The following is a 21,489-nucleotide window of genomic DNA, read 5'->3' as shown; positions in this document are numbered from 1 at the left end:
TGGGCACCGATGGTGGCCGATCGCTCAGGATGCTGCCGCGAGAGGGTCTGGCATGGCAAACACGCCTTCGAGGGTGGCCACGTGAAAGCCGAGCAGGCGCACCCCATGGGCGGCGCACAACTCCATCGCCCGCTGATGACAGGCGCGATCGACGTCGTCGGGACGGGACCCGTGCGGTCGGCCAAGCCCGATGAGCACCGATCCCTCCCCTTCGAGCACGAGGGGGAGAACCACCTCCAACAGTTTCGTGAGCCCGTCGACGATCTCGCCCGTGTCTGGCACGTCGTTCAGGACGATGGGCTGGAGACCGCGGTGGTGCTCGTCGCACAGCATCAGTCCGAGGGCACCGTTGGCTCGGTCTTCGAGACTGAGGATGAGGTCGATGACGTCGCCCGCGAGGCGGGGGTCGGTGAGGGGCAGGTGCCGCGCGTTCTGGGGGAGGTCGGTGAATGCCATGACAGTCATCGTGTCGGCGAACCCACCTTCCCCCGGCCGGTTATCCACAGCTCGCGGCACAATGATCGTCATGCAGCAGAGGATCGACCGGCTGCGTCTGAGCGACGGAACCTCGGTCAGCTATGCCGTCGCCGGGAGCGGCCCGCCGCTGGTGTACCTGCCCGGTTGGGTTTCCCATGTGGAGTTCGGGTGGGCGTTGCCCGTCGAGCGGCGCTTCTACGAGGCCTTGGCCACTGGACGGACCCTGATCCGGTACGACCGACCGGGCTGCGGCCTGTCCGACCCCGCTCCGAAGGAAAACCTGGTCGAGCTGGAGATGGAGGTGCTCGACACGCTCTTCCACGTGCTGGGCCTGCAGCGGGCCGACCTGCTCGGCACCTCGCTGTCGGCTCCCCTGGCAGTCCACTGGGCGGCGCGCCGTCCTGAGACCGTCGACCGGCTGGTGCTCTACGGCGGTTGGGTCCAGGGTGACCGGATCGCCAGCGCGGCGCTTCGCGAGCACGTGCTCGGCCTCATCGAGCACCACTGGGGACTCGGGTCGGAGGTTCTCATCGACATCTTCGCGCCCGGCGCCGATGCCGGGGTCCGTCAGTCGTTGGCCGTGCACCAGCGTTCCTCCGCGTCAGCCGAGACCGCGCACCGCACGCTGGCTGCCGGCTACCAACTGGACGTGACCGAGGAACTGCCTCGCGTGACAGCTCGCACTCTGGTCATCCACCGCCAGGACGACCGGGCCGTTCCGTTGGCCGAGGGGCAACGGCTGGCGGCCGGGATCCACGGCGCCGAGCTGACCATCCTGCCGGGCCGAGCCCACCTCCCGTTCGTCGGCGACGTCGATGCCTTGGTGGACGCCGTCCGGCACGGTCTGGGCCTGACGCCGTTGTCCCGCAGATTCAGCCAGACACTCACACCGCGCCAGCGAGAGGTTGCAGCCCTGGTCTCGCAGGGGTTGTCCAACCGACAGATCGCCGAGCGGTTGGTCATCACCGAACGCTCCGCCGAATCGCACGTCGAGCGGATCCGCGCGCGACTCGGATTCCGTTCCCGCGCGCAGATCGCCGCATGGCATGCGACGAACACGGCCTGACAAAGTGCGGTAGTTCCACTGCTGTGCCCCCCGCCACAGGCGCGCACGATGAGTGTCATGAAGCGCCCCCTGCTCGTCACCTTCGCGGTCGTCGCCTACGCCTGGTTCCTGACCGACATCGTCTGGTCCATCGCCTTCCTCGCTGACGTCGGCAGCCTCGGGACCACCCACGGCGCCAGCACACCGACGTTCTGGGCCGTCCTCATCAACCTGTCCCTGCTCGGAGTCTTCGCAGTGCACCACTCGGTCATGGCGCGCGAGGGCGCCAAACGGCGCATCACCCGAATGATCCCGGCTGCTGCCGAGCGCAGCACGTATGTGCTCGTAGCGGCTGCACTTCTCGCGCTCGTCCTCTGGCTGTGGCGGCCGATCGGCGGAACGGTCTGGGACGTCTCCGCCCAGCCGTGGCAGCTGCTGCTCTGGCTCGGCTACGGACTCGGATGGCTGGTCGCGGTGGCGGCGACGTTCATGATCGACCATGCCGACTTCGTCGGGCTCCGGCAGGCGGCCAGCCGGCCCGGACACTACCGGCCACCGGTCTTCCGGGAGCAGTGGCTGTATGCGTGGGTGCGGCACCCGCTCATGCTCGGGCTGCTGATGGCCTTCTGGCTCACCCCGCGGATGAGTATGGGACACCTGCTCTTCGCAGCAGCGTCGACCGCGTACATCGTCATCGGCATCCGGCTGGAGGAACGCGCTCTCCGACGCCGCTACGCCTCGAGCTACGCGGACTACGCCACTCGGGTGCCAGCCCTCATCCCGGGACCGCGGCGAGCAATGCGCAGCAGGGCCACGGAGGTGACCAGGTAGGCCGCGTGGTTGGGAGGCCCTCACGTCGACCCGCTGGGATGGGATTCGACACCTCGAGATTGGAACAATCGGGATGCCGGATGCCGCTGAACCCGCCGCGCTCGCCAGCTCAGCGGCATACGGCATGGGATTCACGGGCATGCGCTCCTCAGCCGCGCGGCAGGAGGACGTGCGTGGCTGCGTAGTCTGCGATCGTCCGACCGATCCGGTTCCCGTCGTCCATCGCCTTGCGGAAGTGGAGGCCGAGCCAGATCCGGGCGTTCTTCGTCTCGCGGTTCAGCTCGGCGGCCGTCTCGTAGTGGCGGCTGGTCCCCGTGACGCTCGAGGCCACCGTGACGTCGAGCCACCTGGATCCGTAGAGGTGGGACAGGGTCTGGGTGAACGCGCCCGTGACGCAGGCGTGGCCGCTCGTGTAGTCGGGGTAGGGCGGGGTCGGGACGAGAGGTTCCCAGTCGGCCTGTTTCCTCGTCCAAGGGTTGCCATCGGTGTCGGCGCGCCTGATCGCGGCGTCCGGCCGCCAGTTGTGCAGGTCGTACTTGGCACGCCAGCACGTGACGAGCGAGTCAGCGGTGGAGATGCCCAGCAGCCCGAAGGCGCGGGCTGCCTCGCTCGCCGTCGCATCCCGCTGCGCCAGGCGTTCGCGTAGCGCAGCGTTGTACTGGAGCACGGGGTTGGCGCTCCAGAACAGCGCCGTCTCCGTCTCGTCGGGGCTCCGTCTCGAGCCCGTCCTGGCGCCCATCTGCTTCACCTCGACGAAGTCCTTCGCGTAGGCCATGCTCGCCAGTGAGTAGGGACCCGAGAGCCTGACCCACGTCTGGTTCGGCACGGCGAACGGCTTCACGAAGCCCAGCCAGGGTGCGAGCATGCCCGTCGGCGGCGGATCCCACACGCCCGGACCCGGAGTCGTCACCAGCGTGATGGGCGCGTTGCGGCCGTCACCCTCGCGGGCGGCGAGAAGAGCCGCTGCGGCGGCCTCTCCCACCCGGATGCCCGCGACGCGTGCGACCGGGTTCTGCACCCGCCCGAGCCACGCCTCATAGTCCGCCCGGAGCGCGCCGGTCGGGTCCGGCCCGAGGGCCAGAAGGACGTGATGGGCCGCAGTGGCCGTGGCCGCCTCGATGGACGCACCGCGTGGGGCGCGAGCCTGCTTGACGTACGGCTGGTAATCCCGCTCGATCGCGGCGACAGCGTCCGCCACGGCGGCCCCGACGAAGGCAGCCTGGAGTCCTTGTACGGGCACCGGCACAGCGCGCTCGGAGAAGGTGCGGAACGTGATGCGGTTCCAGTCTTCGACGACCTCCGCCGATCCCGACGCGGCCGGTTTGACCACCGCGCCATGGTCGAGCGCGGTGGTGCCGCCTCCGGCCGGGTCTGCAGCGGCCAGGACTCCGACCACGGCAATGACACCAGCGAGGGCCCCGGCGGTTGCACCTGAGTGAGCGGGCCAACGCAGCCGTGGGAGGCCAATGGGCTTGCGTGACATGGCGATTCCTCCATCGGGCGGCGCCCCAGCCCCGGTGACCGAGGTCGGCCAGCCCATCACGTCGAGTGTGGTGGCGTGGTCGAAGCGACCGCCATACGACATTGCGCGTATGCCCGACGCGGCGTCTCCCACTTGGCTCGCTCCCGACCCGGACGGGTCGGTGCCGCCCACGTGTGAAAGTTCGCACCCCTCATCAGGGGTGCGAACTTCCCCACCGGCCACCATGGCCGATTCCGACGGCCCGGTCAGTGCGCCTCACGGCTCAGCGACAGCAGTTGCTAGGCCGCGCTGCCGACACTCGTCAACGCGAGGGCGTTGCCGGCCGGGAGCCACTTGGCGATCTCGGGGGCGACACGCGACAGGATCTCCGATCTCGATGACGATGGCCCGTTGGGTCGGTGACCTGTTCGAGCTCACCTGACCCCCGCAACACGCACCTGTACCGCGAAGCGGGGTGAGAGGATGTGCGGAGTGATCACTGCCGCTGATGGTGATGGGCTTGCCCGGGAGACGCGGTCGGAATCGCCCGCGGCGCCCGCTGACCTCGTCGACCTCCCTGACCTCGCTGACGGATCGGGTCGGACCCACGGCGGCAAGGTCGCGGCGCTCGCCCTCGGCGCCCTGGGCATCGTCTTCGGAGACATCGGCACCAGCCCGCTCTACGCCATGCAGACGGTGTTCAGTCTCGAGCACAACCGGGTGCAGGCCACGCGAGAGGACGTCTTCGGTGTCATCTCGATGGTCCTGTGGTCGATCACGATCGTGGTGTCCATGAAGTACGTCATGCTCGCGATGCGCGCCGACAACGAGGGCGAGGGGGGGATCCTCGCGCTCGTGGCGTTGCTCCGCAGCCACCTGCGCGGGCGTCGGCGGGTCGTCGTCGTGCTCAGCATGGGGATCCTCGGGGCGGCGCTGTTCTACGGGGACGCCGTGATCACGCCGGCCATCTCCGTCCTATCGGCGATCGAGGGACTGGAAGTGGCCGCTCCGGCGCTGGCCGAGCTCATCCTCCCGCTGGCGCTGACCATCCTGATCGTCCTGTTCGTGATCCAGCGTTGGGGCACCGGCTCAGTCGGGAAGGCGTTCGGCCCGGTGATGGTGCTGTGGTTCTCCGTGCTCGTCGCCCTTGGCGTCCCGCACATCGTGCACACCCCGCAGATCCTGCTGGCCGTCTCACCGACCTACGCGCTCGAGTTCGTCGCGCTGCACCCCTTCATAGCCTTCGTCGCGATGGGCGGGGTCGTCCTGACCATCACTGGCGCCGAGGCGCTGTACGCGGACATGGGCCACTTCGGGGCGCGGTCCATCCGGCTGTCGTGGTATCTCGTGGTCTTCCCGGCCCTGGCGGTCAACTACCTTGGCCAGGGCGCGATGATCCTCGACGACCCTGGCACGGTGGCCAACCCGTTCTTCCGGATGGCGCCGTCGTGGGCCGCCATGCCGCTCGTCGTGCTCGCCACGCTCGCGACCGTCATCGCCTCGCAGGCCGTCATCTCCGGGGCCTACTCCGTGTCGCGCCAGGCCATCCGGCTCGGCCTGCTGCCGCGGCTGTCCGTGCGGCACACCTCGCGCGAGGAGGGCGGCCAGATCTACGTCCCGGTGATGAACTGGATCCTGTTCCTCGGGGTCATCGTGCTCGTCGTGGCCTTCCGCAGCTCGAGCCAGCTCGCGGCGGCATACGGCCTCGCGGTGACCGGCACGCTGCTGCTCACCAGTGCGCTGTTCCTCGTCCTGGCCCGCGAGGTCTGGCGCGTGCAGGCGTGGAAGCTCGTCGTCTACCTCGTACTCGTCGTCTCGGTGGAGCTGACCTTCCTCGGCGCGAACCTCACGAAGGTGGTCAGTGGCGGCTGGCTGCCGCTCGTCATCGCGGCCATCGTCGTCACGCTCATGACGACGTGGCGTCTCGGGGCTGGCGCCCTGCACGTGAGGGAGCGCCGACTCGAGGGGCCGCTACCGTCCTTCATCCGGAAGATTCGCGACCACGAGGAGATCCGTCGGGTTCCGGGCGTCGCCGTGTTCCCGCACCCGAACTCCACGACGACTCCCCTCGCGCTGCGGTCGAACGTGAACTTCAACCGCGTCCTGCACGAACACGTGATCCTCGTGCAGATCGTCAATGAGAACGTCCCGCACATCCGGCACGTCGACCGGGTGCGGGTCAACGACCTCGGCGATCCCGGCGACGGATTCGTGCACGTCTCGGTGCACGTCGGTTTCACGGACAGCCAGGACATTCCCAAGGGGCTGGCCCTCGCGATCGGCACGACCCCGGAGCTGGACGTCGACCTCGAGGACGCGTACTACTTCCTGTCCGTGATCACCGTGCAGGCGACCGGGCACCGCGGACTGCGGACGTGGCGCAAGCGGCTCTACGCGTGGATGTACCACAACGCGGCCAACCGCACCGAGGTCTTCCACCTGCCGCCAGAGCGGACCGTTGTCATGGGAGCCCAAGTCGAGCTCTAGGGGTCACCTGCTGCTCTTCTGACGGCGCCGTGCTTGCATTGACCTGTGAGCCTTGACCACACCCTGGACTACCTCAGGACCAGGTACCGCGGGGTCTTCCTGCTCGCCGCCGCGGCCGTGCCGCTGCTCCTCTGCGCGGTGCTGGCGGCCTTCCGGGAGAGCCTCACCACCGCCACCGCAGCCCTGCTCCTGGTGCTCTTCGTCGTGGCGGTGGCGGCCAGCGGTGACCGGGTCGCCGGCGTCCTCGCGGCGCTGTCGAGCGGCGTCTGGTTCGACTTCTTCCTCACCCAGCCCTACCAGCGGTTCACCATCGATGACCCCAACGACATCGAAGTCGCCGTCCTGCTCGTGCTGGTCGGGGCGGGCGTCACCGAACTGGCGTTGTGGGGCCGGCGCCAACAGCACCGGGCCAGCCGCCGCACGGGATACCTCGACGGGATCCTGCAGGCAGCCGAACTGGCGGCTGGCACGACGGCCGCGCAGCAGGACGTGATCCGGCGTGTCGGCGAGCAGATCCGCGAGGTCCTCGACCTCGAGCGGTGCCGCTTCGTCCCACGGGGCGACGTCCCGCTGCAGGCGATCCGGATCGACCACGACGGTGTCGTCCGAATCGGTGGGCAGGTCGTCGACGTCGACCGCGTCGGGCTGCCCACGGACCAGGAGATCGGCCTCGTCGTCCGGAGCGGCGGTGTCACGTGCGGGCACTACCTCCTCACGGCCGCTACCAGAGTCGCACGACCCTCGCTGGAGCAGCGCCGGGTGGCGGTCCTGCTCGCGGACCAGGTCGGCACGCTGGTGGCCGGTGGCGGACCAGGGTACGAGGCGCAGGACGCGCCCTGAACAGCGCCAACATCTTTCACGATCTGGCCGTATGCCGCTGGGCTCGCTCAACGCGCTCGCGACCCATCACGACGTGGCTGGGTCCCGCAGCCCCAGGCCAACGACGCGTGGCGTGCGGCGCGTCAGTTCGCCGCGAGGACGTCCTTGAGCGACCATCCGGAGGCCTTGTACTGCCCCGGGCCCGCGAAGCCGCCCGACCCGTTGCCCGGGTAGAACACGAAGCGGCCCGACGACGTGATGCCGATGAGGTCCGCCCTGCCGTCGTTGTTGAAGTCGCGGATGCCGATGATCTTCGAGTAGGCGCCCCAGCCGGAGCCGATCTTGATCCGGCTCCCGGCCCAGCCGCCGATGCCGGTGCCCTTGTAGAGGTAGAGGCTGCCGTCCGGCGTGCGCGCGATGACGTCCATCGCGCCGTCGCCGGTGAAGTCGCCGGCCGAGAGCAGCTTGTCGTAGATGCTCCAGCCGGAGCCGATCTTGATCCGGCTCCCAGCCCAGCTCCCGACTCCGTTGCCCCTGTACAGGTAGAGGTCGCCCGACGGGGTGCGCGCCAGCACGTCGGTGTTGCCGTCTCCGGAGAAGTCGCCGCCCCCGAAGACCTGGTCGTAGATGTTCCAGCCGGAACCGATCTGGCGGCCGGCGTTCAGCCGCCCGGCTCCTGTCCCGGTGTAGAGGTAGAGGAGCCCGCCCGGTGTCCGGGCCAGGACGTCGGCGTAGCCGTCGCCGTTGAAGTCGCCAGGCGAGAGGACGAGGTTGAAGTTCTGCCAGCCGCTGCCGATCGTCGTCCCGCTGTGGACGTAGCCGGCGCCGGTGCCGGTGTAGAGCCGCAGGGCTCCCCCGGTCGTTGTCGCGAGCAGGTCGGGCAGCGAGTCTCCGGAGAATCCGCGGACCGGGTTGAGCCCGGAGGTCCCGTTCATCGCGACGAACCGGTAACCGTGCGACCGGTACCAGTTGATGACGCGCTGCAGGGCCTGGACCGTGTTGCCCCGGAACGAGGAGACGACGGACTCCGCCTCGTGCGAGGCCTTCCCGCCATGCATCAGCACGACCGGGTGGCTCGCGTCGGCCGAGGTCAGGGTCGTCGCGCGGCTGACGATCGAGTTCTGCGCGGAGGTGCTGTAGTAGCCCGGCTGCGTCCAGTCCTTGGAGTCGGTGCTCCACAGGACCGTCTCCATGTTCTCCGACTTGGTCACCGTCGCGACGTTGTTCAGGTAACCGCCCGGTGGCCGGAAGTAGCAGCCCCGGTAGCCGACGGTCTTCTGCTGCAGGTTGGCCGTCGACGAGATCTCGCTCGTCAGGTAGGACACCGACCAGTAGCCGTTCGCCGAGCTCGGGTAGTCGTGGTGCCAGGTGTGGTTGGCCAGGACATGCCCGTCCGCAGCCGCTCGCTGCATGATCGTCGGCATCTCCGACGCGTACTGCCCGGTGACGAAGAAGGTCGCCCGGATGTTGTTGCGCCGCAGGATGTTGAGGATTGCGGGCACCCACTCCTTGCGGTCGTCGTCGAAGGTCAGCGCGACCGTCTTGCCGCTGCCGGGCGCCACCTGGGTCGTCCTTCCCGCAAGGGTGTTCGAGCACGTCGCCGCGCTGGCCGCCCCGGTCTGGGCACCGATCCCCACCGCTGACAGGGCGGCCCCCGCCGCCAGAACCATGGCCGCGCGCCGCGGACTGCGACGCCTGTCCGATCGCCTCGTCGCCATCTTCGCGACCTTTCCCACCCGGGCCGGGCAACCACCGCCGACCCCCTCACTCGCCAGTGTGCGCCGGGCGGAAGCGCTGGCAAAGAGGCAGTTCTGCTGCTCACTCGACTGAACAGACGGTGCCTGTCACGCGAGGTCGTGCTGGTGCGCGTAGGTTGCCGCAGCGGTCCGCGACGTGACGCCGGTCTTCGTGAAGATGTTGCTCAGGTGCCGGGCCACCGTCTTCTCACTGAGGAACAGCTCGGTCGCGATCTGCGGGTTGCTCCGTCCTGTCGCGACGAGCCGCAGCACCTCCACCTCCCGGGCGGTCAGTCCATCCGGGAGGCCGGTCGCGAGCAGCCGCTCGACCTCTCGCCTGGCCGGGTCGGCTCCCAGCTCGGCGAAGGTCCGCTGCGCCACCGAGAGCTCGGACGTGGCTGACATCGGGTCGCCGAGAGCCCTGAGCGCCAAGCCGATTCGCACTCGTGCCCGCGCAGCGTCATAGCGGGCACCCAGGTCGATCCACTGTTTCCACGCCAGCCGGAAATGCGTGAGGGACGCCGCCGGCTCGCCGCGGGCCAGCGCGACGAGCCCAGCGGCATACGCCGCATTGGCGGTGACGGCTTGGCACCCGAAGGACTCGGCGATCGTGCCGAGCTCCACGGACGCTCGCTCCGCCTCGTCGAGCTCACCTGCGGCCACGAAGACATCGACGGCGGAGCCGAGACGCCGCGACCTCATCACGGGGTCGTGCGCCTCGTCGAGGAGACGACGAACGGACGCGACCGCCGCGTTGGTGCGGCCGCGAGCCAGCCAGAGCAGGGACAGACCGGGTTGGGGCTCGTGACCCCACCCTGCGGCCGCGTCATAGGCGGCCTCGGCAGCGTCAAGGTCGCCGAGGGTGCGCAGCACCTCGCCTCGTTCGTACAGTGCCAGCCCAGCCGCGGGATCCATCCCGTTCGCGGCGTAGCGCTCGGCTGCCAACGCGAGCTCCTCGAGCGCGTCGTGGAAGGAGCCATGGGCACGCAGGATCTGGCCGCGGTGGACCGCACACTGCCCGGTGAAGGGCACCAGCCCTGTTTGGTCCTCGCACCAGCGCGTCAGCACTCCGGTCCACTCCGCCATCCGGTGGTAGTCCGCGATCTCCTGGCAACCCTCGATCATCGCGCAGTAGACGTGCCCGGCCATGATGGGCGAGATCTCCCCCGTCGCGAGTGCCACCATCGCCTCGTCGAGCCTGCTGAGCCCCTCCGGGACGCGCCCGAGGTAGAGCAGGGCGCGCCCGGAGCTCGACAGCGCGAAGGCGACGAGGTCCGCATCCCCAGTGCCCCGCCCGATCGCCTCGATCCGCTCGCAGATGGCGTGCATGCCGGCGAAATCCCCCGAGAAGAGCAGCCGGAACATGTCGTGGATGAGCAGGTGGCCGCGCACCGCGGCGTCCTCTGGCTCGCCCTCCGCCAGCCGCTGCGCCCGCGCGACCCAGCCGGCGCCGACGGCCGGCTCGCCCGTCACCGTGAACAGCATCGCAAGCTCGTCGGCGTCACGCGCCGCCTCGACCCGGTTCCCGGAGGCGACGTTGAGCGAGTGCGCCGCCTGGAGGGCGCGGATCGCTGATTCACGATCACCGCTGAGGTATGCCGCTGAGCCGAGTGCACGCAGGTCGTCCACTCCCAGCGTGGCTGGGTCTGCGCGTGTCAAATGCTCGCGTGCCGCTTCCCAGTCCCGGCGCGCATAGCACTTCCGTCCGGCTTCCAGCTCGTCGACGCCCATGTCTGCTCCGCCTCTCGACGGTACTCCGTCGGGTCCTGTCGTCGGGTCAGAAGGTGGCGGACGACGTGGGCGGCGTCGCGCCCTGCCCCGTGGACCATCATCGAGCTCGCCGCCGACTGGAAGCCCAGTCCCATGAAGTAGAGACCGGGTGCCGCGTCGACGACTCCGCCGAGCTCCCGTGGCCAGCCCCGGTCGTCGAAGACGTCGAGGTCGATCCAGCCGAACGTCTGCCGGAACCCGGTGCACCAGATCACGGTCGCGACGTCGACGGCCCCGCGACCCTCGACCACTGGCTTGCCGTCCTCGACGCCGGTGACGCGGTCCTTGACCCAGTCCACGCCGCGCTGCTCGAGGTCCTTCGTCTGCACCCTGAGCCGGAAGCCGCCGTGGAAACGGATCTCGTCCATCTCCTTGCGGCCGACCGGCGTTCGCCGAGTGAGCACATGGGCGAAGGCGAACAGCACCAGCGGGAAGACGAGCCGGAAGCGGCGGGAGTCGAACGGGACGGGGATCTGGCCCAGGTCGCGACCCGCGAGGATCGTCGGGTGGGTCGCCGCGAGCTCGTAGGCGATGTCACACCCCGAGTGAGAGGCACCAACCACGAGGACCGGGCCGGGAGGAAGCTGGCCCGGGCGGCGGTACTCACTCGAATGGAGCTGGACGATCGCCGGGTCCAGCTGGTCGGCGAAGCCGGGCACGGCCGCCGTCCGGCCGAACGTTCCCGTCGCGACGACGACGTTGTCGGCGTGGATCCGACCGCGGTCGGTCGTGACGACGTAGCCACGGGTCGCTCCGTCGTGGCTGACGTCGGGGGCACCCTTCGCCTGCAGACGCACGACGCGTGTACTGAGCCGGACCGGCAGAGCGAGCTCAGCGGCATACGACTCGAGGTAGTCGGCGAACTCCTCCTTGGACGGATAGGTCCACGCCGATGCGGGGAACGGCTTGCCCGGAAGGGCATCCGCCCACGCGGGGGTGAAGAGGCGCAGGCTGTCCCACTGATGACGCCAGCCGTCACCGACGCGGCTCTCGCTGTCGAGGATGACGAAGGGGCGACCCCTCCGCTGGAGCCGGTACCCGGTGACGAGACCGGCCTGGCCGGCGCCGATGATCACCGTCTCGATGTGCTCAGGCTGGGGTGTGGACATGGCTGGCTCCTTGCTCGACTGAGGTGGCGCGTCGGCGCGGTGCATACCGCAGGCTCCACAGGAGCATCAGCGCGGACGACGCGAGGTAGAAGGTGTGCAGCGCCCAGATCGGGCCCGGCGGCAAATGGAAGACGTAGACCGAGTAGAAGAGGTTGCCGACATTGGCCAGGACGAGGTGGCCGCGGCTGTAAGAGCTCAGGTCCTTGGTCCGGGCTGCCTTGCCCAGCATCGGCAGGACGCTCCCGGCGAAGATCACCGAGGCGACGGCGCCGGCTGCGATCGGGATGGAACTGCTCATGCCCTCGACGCTAGGAAGGTGGGCGTGGCCGCCGCGTCGGACGACTCACCCATTACGCCGGGGCCGGCCATGGGTACGTCGACCCACGCAACGAGCTCAGCGGAATGCGGCCTGATTGGCCCTGGGGGCGTTGCGGGACTCAGGCGGCGGGAGCCCCCACGGAGGATGGCGTTGCCGCTTCGGCGCCTCCAGCGCGGAACGCGCGGCGGTAGGCGGTCGGTGAGGTGAGCAGGTGCTGCGCGAACCGTTGGCGCAGAGTCACCGCACTGTTGAAGCCCGTCTCAGCGGCGATGCGCTCGACGGAGAGGTCGGTCTGCTCGAGCAGCTCGCGCACGCGCGTGAGCCGTTGGTGGTTCAGCCATTTGACCGGCGTGGTCCCGGTCACGTCGCGGAATCGGCGTGAGAAGTTGCGCGGCGACATGTAGGCCCGCGAGGCGAGGAGGGTCAGCCCGAGGTCCTCGTGCAGGTTCTCCATCGCGTACTGCATGGCCCGGCTCACGCCTTCCTGCTCGGGCGTGAAGTTGGGCACCGGGGTCATGACGAACTGCGCCTGCCCGCCCTCTCGGTGGGGTGCGACGACCATGCTGCGGGCGACGTTGCGCGCGACGTGGGCGCCATGGTCCTTGCGGATGATGTGGAGGCTGAGGTCGATCCCGGCCGCTGTGCCGGCTGACGTCAGGACCTGGCCATCGTCGACGTACAGCACGTCGGGATCGACCTTGATCCGCGGGTAGGACCGTGCCAGCAGCCCCGCGAACTCCCAATGTGTTGTCGCCGGTCGCCCATCGAGAACACCAGCGGCAGCCAGGACGAAGGCGCCCGTGCAGAAGGACACCAGGCGAGCGCCGCGACGGTATGCCCGGCGGATCGCGTCGATCACCTCCGGCTCCGCGGGCCGGTGCAGGTTCTCCTCAGCATCGACGACGATGATCGTCTCGGCGTCATCGATGGCCTCGACGCCGTGCCGGATCCGCGCCTCGAACAGCCCGTTGACAGCCGCCGCCTCCCCCGGGTGAGCGGTGCAGACCCGGACGTCGTACCAGCCGGTCCCGTGTTCGGGACGCGGTTCGGCGAAGACCTCCACCGCGACGCCCAGCTCGAAGAGAGTGAAGTCGGTGGGGACGACCACGGCTACTCGATGTGCTGCCATCTCTCGACGGTACGTTTTCGCGGCCACCCGCCACAGTGGCGCGAATGACATCCACCGATGAATTCCGGCCACCTTCTCGAGCAGATCGCCGAGTCTGGATGGAGTCGCGCCATGGTGACGCGATTCCATTGATCCGACGCGGCAGGAGTTCTGCAATGCCTTGAGGGCCGACGCTCGAACGGGCCGGCAACCGCCGCCCAGCAGCCGGCCCAGGAGGCGAGACCAATGCGGATCTTCTTCGCGGGCGCAACGGGTGTCATTGCGCGCCATGCCATCCCGGAACTTGTCAGGGCCGGTCACGAGGTCCACGGCACGAGTCGGTCCTGGCTGGGTGAGGCGAAGCTGCGCCGGCTCGGCGCGCACGCCGTGAGCCTGGACGCGACTGATGCGGCCGCAGTCAGGGACGCGCTTCACGACGTGCGACCGGACATCGTGGTCAACATGCTCACGGACCTCAAGAACCCGCCCAGCTTCCGTGATCTCGACGGGACGATGGTCGGCACCAACCACCTCCGTACCGCGGGCACCGACTCATGGCTCGCTGCCGCCCTCGACGTCGGTGTGCGGAGGTACATCGCCCAGTCGTTCGCCGGGTGGTTCAGCGAGCCCCGCGCGGTCACGGTGCAGGGCGAGGTCGCGGAGCTGCTGGCTGACCCTCCGCCGGCGGCCACCGAGACCGTCGGTGCGCTCCGGCATCTCGAGTCGATGGTCAACGCCGCTCCTGGCGGTGTGGTCCTCCGTTTCGGCGTCCTCTACGGCGAGCGGACGAGCCTCGGAACGTATGGCCAGACGCTGGAGGACGTGAAGCGACGACGGATCCCCGTCGTCGGAGGCGGGCAGGGCGTCTGGTCGTTCTGCCACGTCGAGGACGCAGCTCAGGCCGTCGCCTTGGCCGTCGACTCCGAGGTCACAGGGCTGTTCGAGATCGTGGACCACGAGCCTGCCCCGGTCCATCAGTGGCTGCCCGAACTTGCCGGGGCTGTCGGGGCCAAGGCCCCGCGACACGTGCCCGCATGGCTGGCGAGGCCGTTCATCGGGGACTTCGGCGTCCATCTGATGACTGCCGCGCAAGGCGCCTCGAACGACCTCGCAGCACGGGAGCTCGGGTTCAAGCCGCGCCACGAGACCTGGTCGGAGGGATTCCACACCAGTCTCGGCGGCTAGCGTGTGCATGGCCGGCCCACCCGTCGGTCACCCAGAGCCGCCGCGTCCCCACCAGACGCGAAGAGGCGCCAGCCGCTCGGGGTCAAGCTGGCGCCTCGTACCCCCTTCATCGCAGCAGGCGCCAAGGCGTTACAGGTCCTACTCGCCGCCCAAGGAATCAGGCGATGGGCTCAGACGCCCTGGCGGGCTTCGATCCGGCCCGAGCTGATCGCCGTGAGGAAGGCTTGGTAGTCGCGCTCGTTCTGGTCGGCATACTGCTCGGCGAACTCGGCGATGGACTTGTCGAACCGGCGCTTGCTGCCCAGGTATGCGGCGATGGCGATCGGGTCGCCCGACCTGGCGTGGGCGCGGGCCAGCGTCCAACCGCAGATCTGCGCGTAGTAGTTCAGCCCCGGCGGGACCATCGACTCGACGTCCGCGGATCCCTTCATGTCGCGCAGCTGCCGCCAGTAGTAGGAACGGTCCGCCTCGATCCCGCCGGACCACCCGAGGAAGATGTCCGAGGCAGACTGGAGCAGCTTCTGGCCCTGGACCACTCGCTCACCCATGTTGGCGAACGCGCTGCGGGGCAGGTGCGCCTCAAGGACTGAGCGAGTGGCCTCCTTGACCTGGAGGAACAGCGGGTCCCGCGCGTCGCGTCCCTCGAGCAATGCGACGAAGGCGCGGGTGCCCACTGACCCGACACCGACCACCTTGCGGGCGACGTCGACGATCCGGTAGTGGTCGAGCAGCTGACGCCGCGTCTGGCTGACCGTCTGCCGGTAGCGCTCGAAGATCTCCCGCACCGCATCCTCCGCCTCCACCGGGTCCAAGCCGTAGTAGCTCCCGAGCTCCCGAATGGGGATGAGCACGGGCGGCTGGCTGATGATCCGAACCCGGCCATCCACCACCTCGGTGAGCTTGGCCAGGGCCTGCAAGTTGGTCCGAGTACGTGCCTTCTCCAAGGCCGCCTCGCCCCGCCTGATCAACGCGGCCTCCCTCTTGATCCTGTTCTTGATCTGGCTCTGCACCTGGGCCTTGGCGCGGCCCTTGGGGTCCTTGGAGTGCTTGGCGGACCCGACGACCGTCCGTCGGACGCTCTCCATCCCTTGCCGCACATCGTCCTCGGAGAGGCGGGCATACCAGATGTCGAGCGTGTCCTGCTGTGCGAACCCGGCCATGGCGGTGCGATAGGCGTGGGTCACGGTGAGGCATGCCTCTCGCACGTCGGAGGGGGCGAACCCGTTGTTGCGCGCGGCGATGGCGAAGCTGGCTGCCAGGCGCTTGACGTCGTACTCGAACGGGCCGGGCAGCGTCTCGTCGAAATCGTTGAGGTCGAACAGCAGTTGCCGCTCCGGTGAGGCATAGACACCGAAGTTCGACAGGTGGGCGTCACCGCATAGCTGCGCGTCGAGCCCCGCCGTCGGGGTCGTGGCCAGGTCCGCAGCCATGATCGCGGCCGACCCACGGAAGAAGGTGAAGGCCGAGGCCATCATCCGGCCATGGCGGACCGGCACGAGGTCGGGTTCCCGGGTCGCGTTCTGTGCCTCCAGCAGGGTCACTGGGTCCCGCCGCCCCACAGGCGGCTGCCACCCGGCGTGCGCTTCGAGGGGCGCGCGGTCCCTGGCGCGCTTGCCCAGCGCCTCACGGTCGGCGACCGTCAGGTGGACCGCGGTTTCCGACGTGGTCATGACGTCTCCTTCGGGTCGGCGGCGGGTTCAGCGGCGGGCTCCGCGGCAGGCTCAGCCGGCGTCGGCGTCGGCGCCGGCGAGGACGAGCGGAACGCCGCGATCGCCTCTTCAACGGTGGGGTACACGTGGTCGATGTGGAGCAGCTCGAGCACGCCGAACCGCTCCAGGGTCGCCCGCAGGTCCGGATCCAGGGCGGCCAGGGCGAACGTCGCGTGGCGGTTGTGGACGAACGTGACGAGCTGGTGCAATGCGGCGCCCGCCGAGTAGTCGACGTCGGGGATCGCGGAGCAGTCGAGCACGAGCCAGCGCACCGGGTCCGGGGCGGTGGTGATCAGCTCCTGGACACCATCGGAGAACTGGTTGGCGTTGGCATAGAACAGGTCAGCGTCGTAGCGGAAGACGAGAAGTCCAGGAGCACTCTGCATCCCTGGCTCAGCACGCTGGAAGGTCGGCTCACCCTCGGCGCTGAGGCCGACCACGAACCGGTGCGGACGGTACTGGCGCCGGACCATCTCGATGAGCGAGAGCACGACGGCCAGCACGATGCCCTGCTGCACCCCGACCGCGAACACGAAGACGGCGGTGAGGATCGCGATGTAGCACTCGCTGCGACGGGCCACCCAGACCCGCCGCAGGCCCGCGATGTCGACCAGGTCGAGGCCGATGACGAAGACGATCGCACCGAGCACCGGTTTGGGCAGGTTCGTCAGGACCCCGGTGAAGAACAGCAGGATGAGGAGCACGACCACGGCCATGGTCGCGTGGGCGACCTGGGTCTTGCCCTTCTGTTCGTCGAGGATCTGGGTCTTGGTGGGGCTTCCGTTGACGACGAATGTGCCGCTGAGCCCGGCGGCCAGGTTGGCCCCGCTGAGGCCCACGATGTCGCGGTTGATGTCGACCCGCTGGCCACGCCGCGTGGCGAAACTGCGTGAGGTCGCGGCGCTCTGCGCGATGATCAGCACGAAGCAGGAGAAGGCCACGGTCATCAGCGGCGGGATGTTGGACCAGCCGACCCCTTGGGGTAGCCCGATCGGCGGGAAGCCGCCCTGCATCGCCCCGACGACCGCCACGCCGTGCGACGAGACATCCGCCACGCTCGCCACGATGATCGACAGCACCACAGCGACGATCGCGCCGGGCACCTTCGGCAGGAACCGCTTGAATCCGAAGATGATCGCGAGCGTGCCCAGGGCGAACGCGAACGTGGGCAGGCTCGTGTCGCGCAGGGAGGTCAGGGTGTGCCACTGCTGCTCAAACCAGCCCCCCTTGCCCTTGGGGATCCCGAGCATGTCTGGCAGCTGCCCGGAGAACACCTGGATGCCGACGCCGGTCAGGAAGCCGATGAGCACCGAGGCCGACAGGAAGTCGCCGAGGAACCCGAGGCGCAGCAGTCGGGCGAGCAGGAGCAACACGCCGCACAGGAGGGCGGTGAGCGACGTGAGCGCGAGCCATTGTGGCGAATAGGGACCCAGCCCTGCGAGGCCGAGGGTGGCCAGGCCGCCCGCGAGGATGGCCGCCGTCGCCGAGTCGGCCCCGACCACGAGCAAGCGAGACGAGCCGAGCAGGGCGAAGACGATCGCCGGGAAGAGGACCGTGTACAGGCCGGTGACGACCGGCACCTGCGCGATCGAGGTGTAGCCCATTGTCTCGGGCACGGCCACCGCGGCCAGGGTCAGCCCGGCGACGATGTCCGTCCGCAACCACGACCTCTGGTAGCCGCGGAGTGACTCCGGGACGAACCGAGACATGGGACCAGAGTCCGACCCTCACGGCGAACGCACATCACCCCGACCGGGTGGGATGTGACCCGACGAGTCCGCGCGTCACCGGGGCTGGCTCACAGCCAGCGCCGCACCCGGTCGCGATACTCGGCGTAGGCCGTTCCGAGGCGCTCGCTCAGATAGCGCTCCTCGGGCAGGACCGCACCGAAGTGCAGGCCGGCGAAAGCCAGCGGTGTGAGGGCCAGCGCGACCCATGAGGACACGATGAGCGCCGCTCCGACATAGAGCGCCAGCATGCCCAGGTAGAGCGGGTTGCGCGACACGCGATACGGGCCCTCGTCCAGCAGTGTCGTCGTGCGCTGCCCCGGCAGGAGCCCGGTTCCACGGCGCGCGAAGAGGATCAACGACCAGCCGTTCCATCCGACGAAGAGCACGACCAAGGCCCAACCGACGACGGCGGCGATCGGGCCGAGGTCCACCGAGAGCCCCCAAGCTCTCTCCACCGCGACACCGACGAGCCACGGCACGCCGACGGCAACCGGCGGCCAGAGCCGGAAGTGGGGCGCATCACCGTCCCGCTCTCGACCAAACACTCGCCTCCCCCTTCGCACGTCGTCGACGACTGCCATCACCATCGCAGAGGGATGAGGGTGGAGCACGAGACAAACAGTCGCCTTTCGCTGTGATGAAGCCAATCCGGCGTATGCCGCTGAGCTTGGTGCCAGCCCAACGCCGGGTGGGGTGCCAGCGACGTCAGCAGGCGGCGGGGTCAGCCGTGCGCGCCCGGAGCCAGGTCGTGACGCGACGCGTCACCTCGGCGTCGATCGGCCTCCGGATCTCGCTCTTGTAGGCCTTGAGCGATGCCGTGCCGGGCTGACGACGCAGCAGGTGCGTCACATCCGGAGCGACGTACGTCTCGACCGGTCCCTGCACGTGCCGCTCGACCACGTCGAGGTCGGCGGCGTTGACCTGCAGGTCCTTGCTGCCGGTGATGGCGAGCACCGGGACGGTGATGCGGGACAGGTCGGAGCGCGGGTCGTGGGCCATGAACTCGCGCATCCAGCGGGCATTGATCTTCGCCCCGCCGATGCGCGCGACGTCGGTCGTCGTGGCCTTGATCTTGGCGTGATTCTGCTTGACCTTGCTCACCACGTCGGTCCGCATGACCTTGAGCATCAGGCGGATCGGCGCCGGCAGACCTGGCGCGATCTGCTCGCCCTGCCACACGAGGACGTCCTCCCCCGGTGACGCCGAGGTACTGAGGAGCACCACACCGGCGAGCTGGTCGTCCGAGGCGGCGAGGGCTGCAGCGTCGAGGGCACCCTCGCTGTGGCCAACGACGAAGACGGCGTGACCGTCCACCTCGGCCCGGCCACGCAGGGCGGCGAGCCCGTTGCGAGCCTCGTCGATCCGGTCGTGGAAGCCGAACCTTCGCCAGTCGCCCGCCTCGGCGCTGGCGCCGACGCCGCGCTTGTCGTAGCGGAGGCTGGCAATCCCCGCCTCGGCGAGCGCCTGCGCGAGCTGCTTCGTCACCTCGAGAGGCATGCGAGGATGGTTGGAGTCGCGGTCCACCGGACCCGACCCGGGAATGAGCAAGGCCGCCGGGAACGGAGCCTCGCCCGCCGGGACCATGAGCGATCCCTCGAGCCGGTCGGTACCGACGCGGAACTCAACCGGCAGTTCACGCACGGCATCACGCGGAGCATCACGCGGAGCATCAGCAGCAGCATCGTCAGGGCTGCCCCCGCGCGCCTGCCCGACCGCTCGCTCGATGAGCGCCCCGAGTCGGACGGCCTCGGGCGATCCGACGAGCAGCGTGCTCCACCGCTGGCCGGAGAGCTCGATCCTCAGGGCCGGCTCCCCCCGGCGCACGGAGACGAGAGCCTTGGACGACCACGTCCGCCACGTCCCCAGCATGCGGTAGCCCGGGATGCCCAAACCTGGTGCGCGCAGGCCGCGTGCCGCCGCCAGGCCGTTGTCGACGACCCGCACGGCCCGAATCGCCGAGAGCGGGACCTCGACGTCGCGGACGAGGCCGGCGATGTGCTCGAACGCGGTGAAGTGGATGCGCAGCTGGGTGCGGGTGATCTCAAGTGTGGTCATGACTGCAGTGTTCTCAGGTTTGATATCAATGTCAAGTCTGATAATAATAGGGTTCAGACCCCTCAGAATCCCCATCGGAGGATCGACATGAAGCCGAGTGAACTGCTCCTCCACCCCGTTCGGTTGCGGATTGCCCAGGCCTTTCTCGGTGGTGACTCGCTGACGACCGCGGAGCTGCGCGAACGGCTCTCCGACGTCGCGCCGGCGACCCTCTACCGGCAGGTCGCCGCACTCGTCGAGGGCAACGTGCTCGAGGTCGTCGATGAGCGCCGGATCCGCGGCGCCGTCGAGCGCACCTACCGTCTCCGGACCGAGGCGGCGACGATCGACGCGGACGAGGCCCGGGAGATGAGCGTCGAGGATCACCGGCAGGGGTTTCTCACCTTTGTCGTCGGGCTGCTCGCCGACTTCGACCGCTACCTCGACGGGGGCGACGCCGACCTCGGCCGGGACCTCGTCGGGTACCGCCAGACTGCGTTCCATCTGACCGATGAGGAGACGATGGCGCTCATCGCGGACCTGCGCGCCGTCGTCATGTCCCGGGCTGACCACGAGCCTGCACCAGGCCGGCGCCGTCGCAGCTTCACGACGATCCTCATGCCGACTGACCACCAGGCGAATCGCATGTCATCGGATCGGGCGGCTCCTACCATTGAGCTGTGATGCTCGTGGAGCGGGATCACTGCCTGCGCACCCTTGAGTCGTACCTCGATGACGCGGCTGCCGGACACGGTCGTCTGGTCTACATATGCGGCGAGGCTGGCGTGGGCAAGTCCTCGCTCGTCAGTGCGTTCGCGTCCGACCACGCCGGCCGAGCTGTGGTTTCTTTCGCATACTGCGACGGATCCGCGACGCCATCACCGTTGGCACCCATGCGTGAGCTCTTGCCGACGCTGCGACCCCGTGCGTGGCCGGAGAACGCCACCCGGGCGGACATCTTCGCGGCCGTACTGGGCGCGCTTCGCGATCCGGCCGATGACAAGCCGCACCTCGTCGTCGTCGAGGACGCGCAATGGGCCGATCAGGCCACCTTGGATCTCCTCCTCCACCTTGCCCGGCGCATTCACACCTGCCGCGCCGTCGTCCTCGTTACCTATCGAGGAGAGGACGTCGACGTGGCTCCAGGCTTGAGGCAGCTGCTCGGTGTCAGCGCCTCCGCGACCGGAACGCGACGGCTTGACGTGCAGCCCCTGTCGTGTGAGGCGGTGACGACGCTCGTCGCCCAGCACGCGAAGGCACACCGGGACGGCCGTCCGGTCGACCCAGCACGCCTGCACGAGATCACCCACGGCAACGCCTTCTACATCACCGAGGTCCTCTCGAGTGGTCTCGACACGGTTCCCGAGCGGTGCCGAGACGCGATCCTCGCCCGGGTGGCCGGCCTCTCCGACGCGACCCAGCAGGCGCTCGAGATCGTCGCACTGGCGGGAGCCCGAGCGGAGGTGGATCTCCTCGAAGAACTACTGAGCGCTGGGCTGGCGACGCTCGACGAAGCGCTCGCACGGGGTCTGCTCGTCGAGGCCGACAGAGCCATCACGTTCCGGCATGAGCTTGCCCGCCGCGTCGTGGCTGAACAGCTTCCCCTGGGTAGGAGGATGCACCAGCACCGGCGACTGCTCGCCGCCCTGGAGGCTCGGGGGGCCGACC

At 69.1% G+C, this 21,489-nt stretch carries 18 protein-coding genes; 7 read left to right on the top strand and 11 right to left on the bottom strand.

Translation table 11 applies throughout. The features are described from left to right. Nucleotides 1-24: 24 nt before the first annotated feature. Nucleotides 25-456, bottom strand: coding sequence for a hypothetical protein (locus VIR15_RS11890; protein ID WP_331927830.1), 432 nt, complete (start codon nt 454-456; stop codon nt 25-27). Nucleotides 457-526: 70 nt separating this feature from the next. Here VIR15_RS11890 and VIR15_RS11885 point away from each other — a divergent pair, with 70 nt between their 5' ends. Beyond that, nucleotides 527-1,543: an alpha/beta fold hydrolase gene (locus VIR15_RS11885; protein WP_331927828.1), complete on the top strand. Its 1,017-nt coding sequence runs from the start codon at nt 527-529 to the stop codon at nt 1,541-1,543. Nucleotides 1,544-1,600: 57 nt separating this feature from the next. Further along, nucleotides 1,601-2,353 carry a methyltransferase family protein gene (locus VIR15_RS11880; protein WP_331927826.1) on the top strand — a complete coding sequence of 251 codons (753 nt, stop codon included), beginning with the start codon at nt 1,601-1,603 and terminating at the stop codon, nt 2,351-2,353. 148 nt (nt 2,354-2,501) lie between these two features. Here the strand turns inward: VIR15_RS11880 and VIR15_RS11875 are convergent, their stop codons facing one another. Then, nucleotides 2,502-3,836 carry a vanadium-dependent haloperoxidase gene (locus VIR15_RS11875; RefSeq protein WP_331927824.1) on the bottom strand — a complete coding sequence of 445 codons (1,335 nt, stop codon included), beginning with the start codon at nt 3,834-3,836 and terminating at the stop codon, nt 2,502-2,504. Between the two features lie 471 nt (nt 3,837-4,307). Here VIR15_RS11875 and VIR15_RS11870 point away from each other — a divergent pair, with 471 nt between their 5' ends. Continuing rightward, nucleotides 4,308-6,302, top strand: coding sequence for a potassium transporter Kup (locus VIR15_RS11870; protein WP_331927822.1), 1,995 nt, complete (start codon nt 4,308-4,310; stop codon nt 6,300-6,302). Nucleotides 6,303-6,347: 45 nt separating this feature from the next. Then, on the top strand, nt 6,348-7,142 hold the full coding sequence (locus VIR15_RS11865) for a DUF4118 domain-containing protein (RefSeq protein ID WP_331927820.1): 795 nt from the start codon (nt 6,348-6,350) through the stop codon (nt 7,140-7,142). Nucleotides 7,143-7,264: 122 nt separating this feature from the next. Here the strand turns inward: VIR15_RS11865 and VIR15_RS11860 are convergent, their stop codons facing one another. From VIR15_RS11860 to VIR15_RS11840, 5 genes are all read right to left on the bottom strand, one after another. Continuing rightward, the gene (locus tag VIR15_RS11860) at nt 7,265-8,839 is read right to left on the bottom strand and encodes an FG-GAP-like repeat-containing protein (protein ID WP_331927818.1); all 1,575 of its coding nucleotides are present in this window, start codon (nt 8,837-8,839) and stop codon (nt 7,265-7,267) included. A gap of 126 nt (nt 8,840-8,965) precedes the next feature. Further along, nucleotides 8,966-10,486 (bottom strand): LuxR C-terminal-related transcriptional regulator, encoded by a 1,521-nt coding sequence (locus VIR15_RS11855; protein WP_331927816.1) that lies wholly within the window; start codon nt 10,484-10,486, stop codon nt 8,966-8,968. A 26-nt stretch (nt 10,487-10,512) separates the two neighbouring features. Continuing rightward, on the bottom strand, nt 10,513-11,736 hold the full coding sequence (locus VIR15_RS11850) for a flavin-containing monooxygenase (RefSeq protein WP_331927814.1): 1,224 nt from the start codon (nt 11,734-11,736) through the stop codon (nt 10,513-10,515). After that, complete coding sequence (locus VIR15_RS11845) at nt 11,717-12,034, bottom strand: hypothetical protein (RefSeq protein ID WP_331927812.1); 318 nt, start codon at nt 12,032-12,034, stop codon at nt 11,717-11,719. Before VIR15_RS11845 ends, VIR15_RS11850 begins: the two co-directional genes overlap by 20 nt. Before the next feature lie 139 nt (nt 12,035-12,173). Then, a complete protein-coding gene (locus tag VIR15_RS11840; protein ID WP_331927810.1) occupies nt 12,174-13,184 on the bottom strand; it encodes a GlxA family transcriptional regulator in 1,011 nt (336 codons plus the stop codon). Nucleotides 13,185-13,409: 225 nt separating this feature from the next. Here VIR15_RS11840 and VIR15_RS11835 point away from each other — a divergent pair, with 225 nt between their 5' ends. Further along, on the top strand, nt 13,410-14,348 hold the full coding sequence (locus VIR15_RS11835) for an NAD-dependent epimerase/dehydratase family protein (RefSeq protein ID WP_331927808.1): 939 nt from the start codon (nt 13,410-13,412) through the stop codon (nt 14,346-14,348). Nucleotides 14,349-14,518: 170 nt separating this feature from the next. On the opposite strand, the gene VIR15_RS11830 is transcribed toward VIR15_RS11835, so the two are convergent. The 4 genes from VIR15_RS11830 to VIR15_RS11815 form a co-directional block, all read right to left on the bottom strand. Beyond that, nucleotides 14,519-16,018 carry a DUF2252 domain-containing protein gene (locus VIR15_RS11830; RefSeq protein WP_331927806.1) on the bottom strand — a complete coding sequence of 500 codons (1,500 nt, stop codon included), beginning with the start codon at nt 16,016-16,018 and terminating at the stop codon, nt 14,519-14,521. Then, a complete protein-coding gene (locus VIR15_RS11825) occupies nt 16,015-17,766 on the bottom strand; it encodes a SulP family inorganic anion transporter (RefSeq protein WP_331927804.1) in 1,752 nt (583 codons plus the stop codon). The genes VIR15_RS11830 and VIR15_RS11825 overlap by 4 nt, the downstream gene beginning before the upstream one ends. Before the next feature lie 89 nt (nt 17,767-17,855). Further along, nucleotides 17,856-18,332 (bottom strand): methyltransferase family protein, encoded by a 477-nt coding sequence (locus VIR15_RS11820; protein WP_331927802.1) that lies wholly within the window; start codon nt 18,330-18,332, stop codon nt 17,856-17,858. A gap of 160 nt (nt 18,333-18,492) precedes the next feature. Further along, nucleotides 18,493-19,842: an alpha/beta hydrolase family protein gene (locus VIR15_RS11815; RefSeq protein WP_331927800.1), complete on the bottom strand. Its 1,350-nt coding sequence runs from the start codon at nt 19,840-19,842 to the stop codon at nt 18,493-18,495. An 87-nt stretch (nt 19,843-19,929) separates the two neighbouring features. Between VIR15_RS11815 and VIR15_RS11810 the strand changes: the two genes are divergently transcribed. Both VIR15_RS11810 and VIR15_RS11805 read left to right on the top strand, forming a co-directional pair. Next, the gene (locus VIR15_RS11810) at nt 19,930-20,505 is read left to right on the top strand and encodes a helix-turn-helix domain-containing protein (RefSeq protein ID WP_331927798.1); all 576 of its coding nucleotides are present in this window, start codon (nt 19,930-19,932) and stop codon (nt 20,503-20,505) included. Continuing rightward, on the top strand, nt 20,505-21,489 hold a 985-nt coding region (locus tag VIR15_RS11805; protein WP_331927796.1), incomplete at its 3' end, for an AAA family ATPase. The genes VIR15_RS11810 and VIR15_RS11805, both read left to right, overlap by 1 nt.

Origin of the sequence: Intrasporangium sp. (assembly GCF_036566125.1) — a bacterium.
In the GTDB taxonomy this organism is placed as follows: Bacteria; Actinomycetota; Actinomycetes; order Actinomycetales; family Dermatophilaceae; genus Intrasporangium.
Note: the sequence above shows the minus strand (reverse complement) of the source record. Positions and strands in the feature narration are given on the sequence as shown.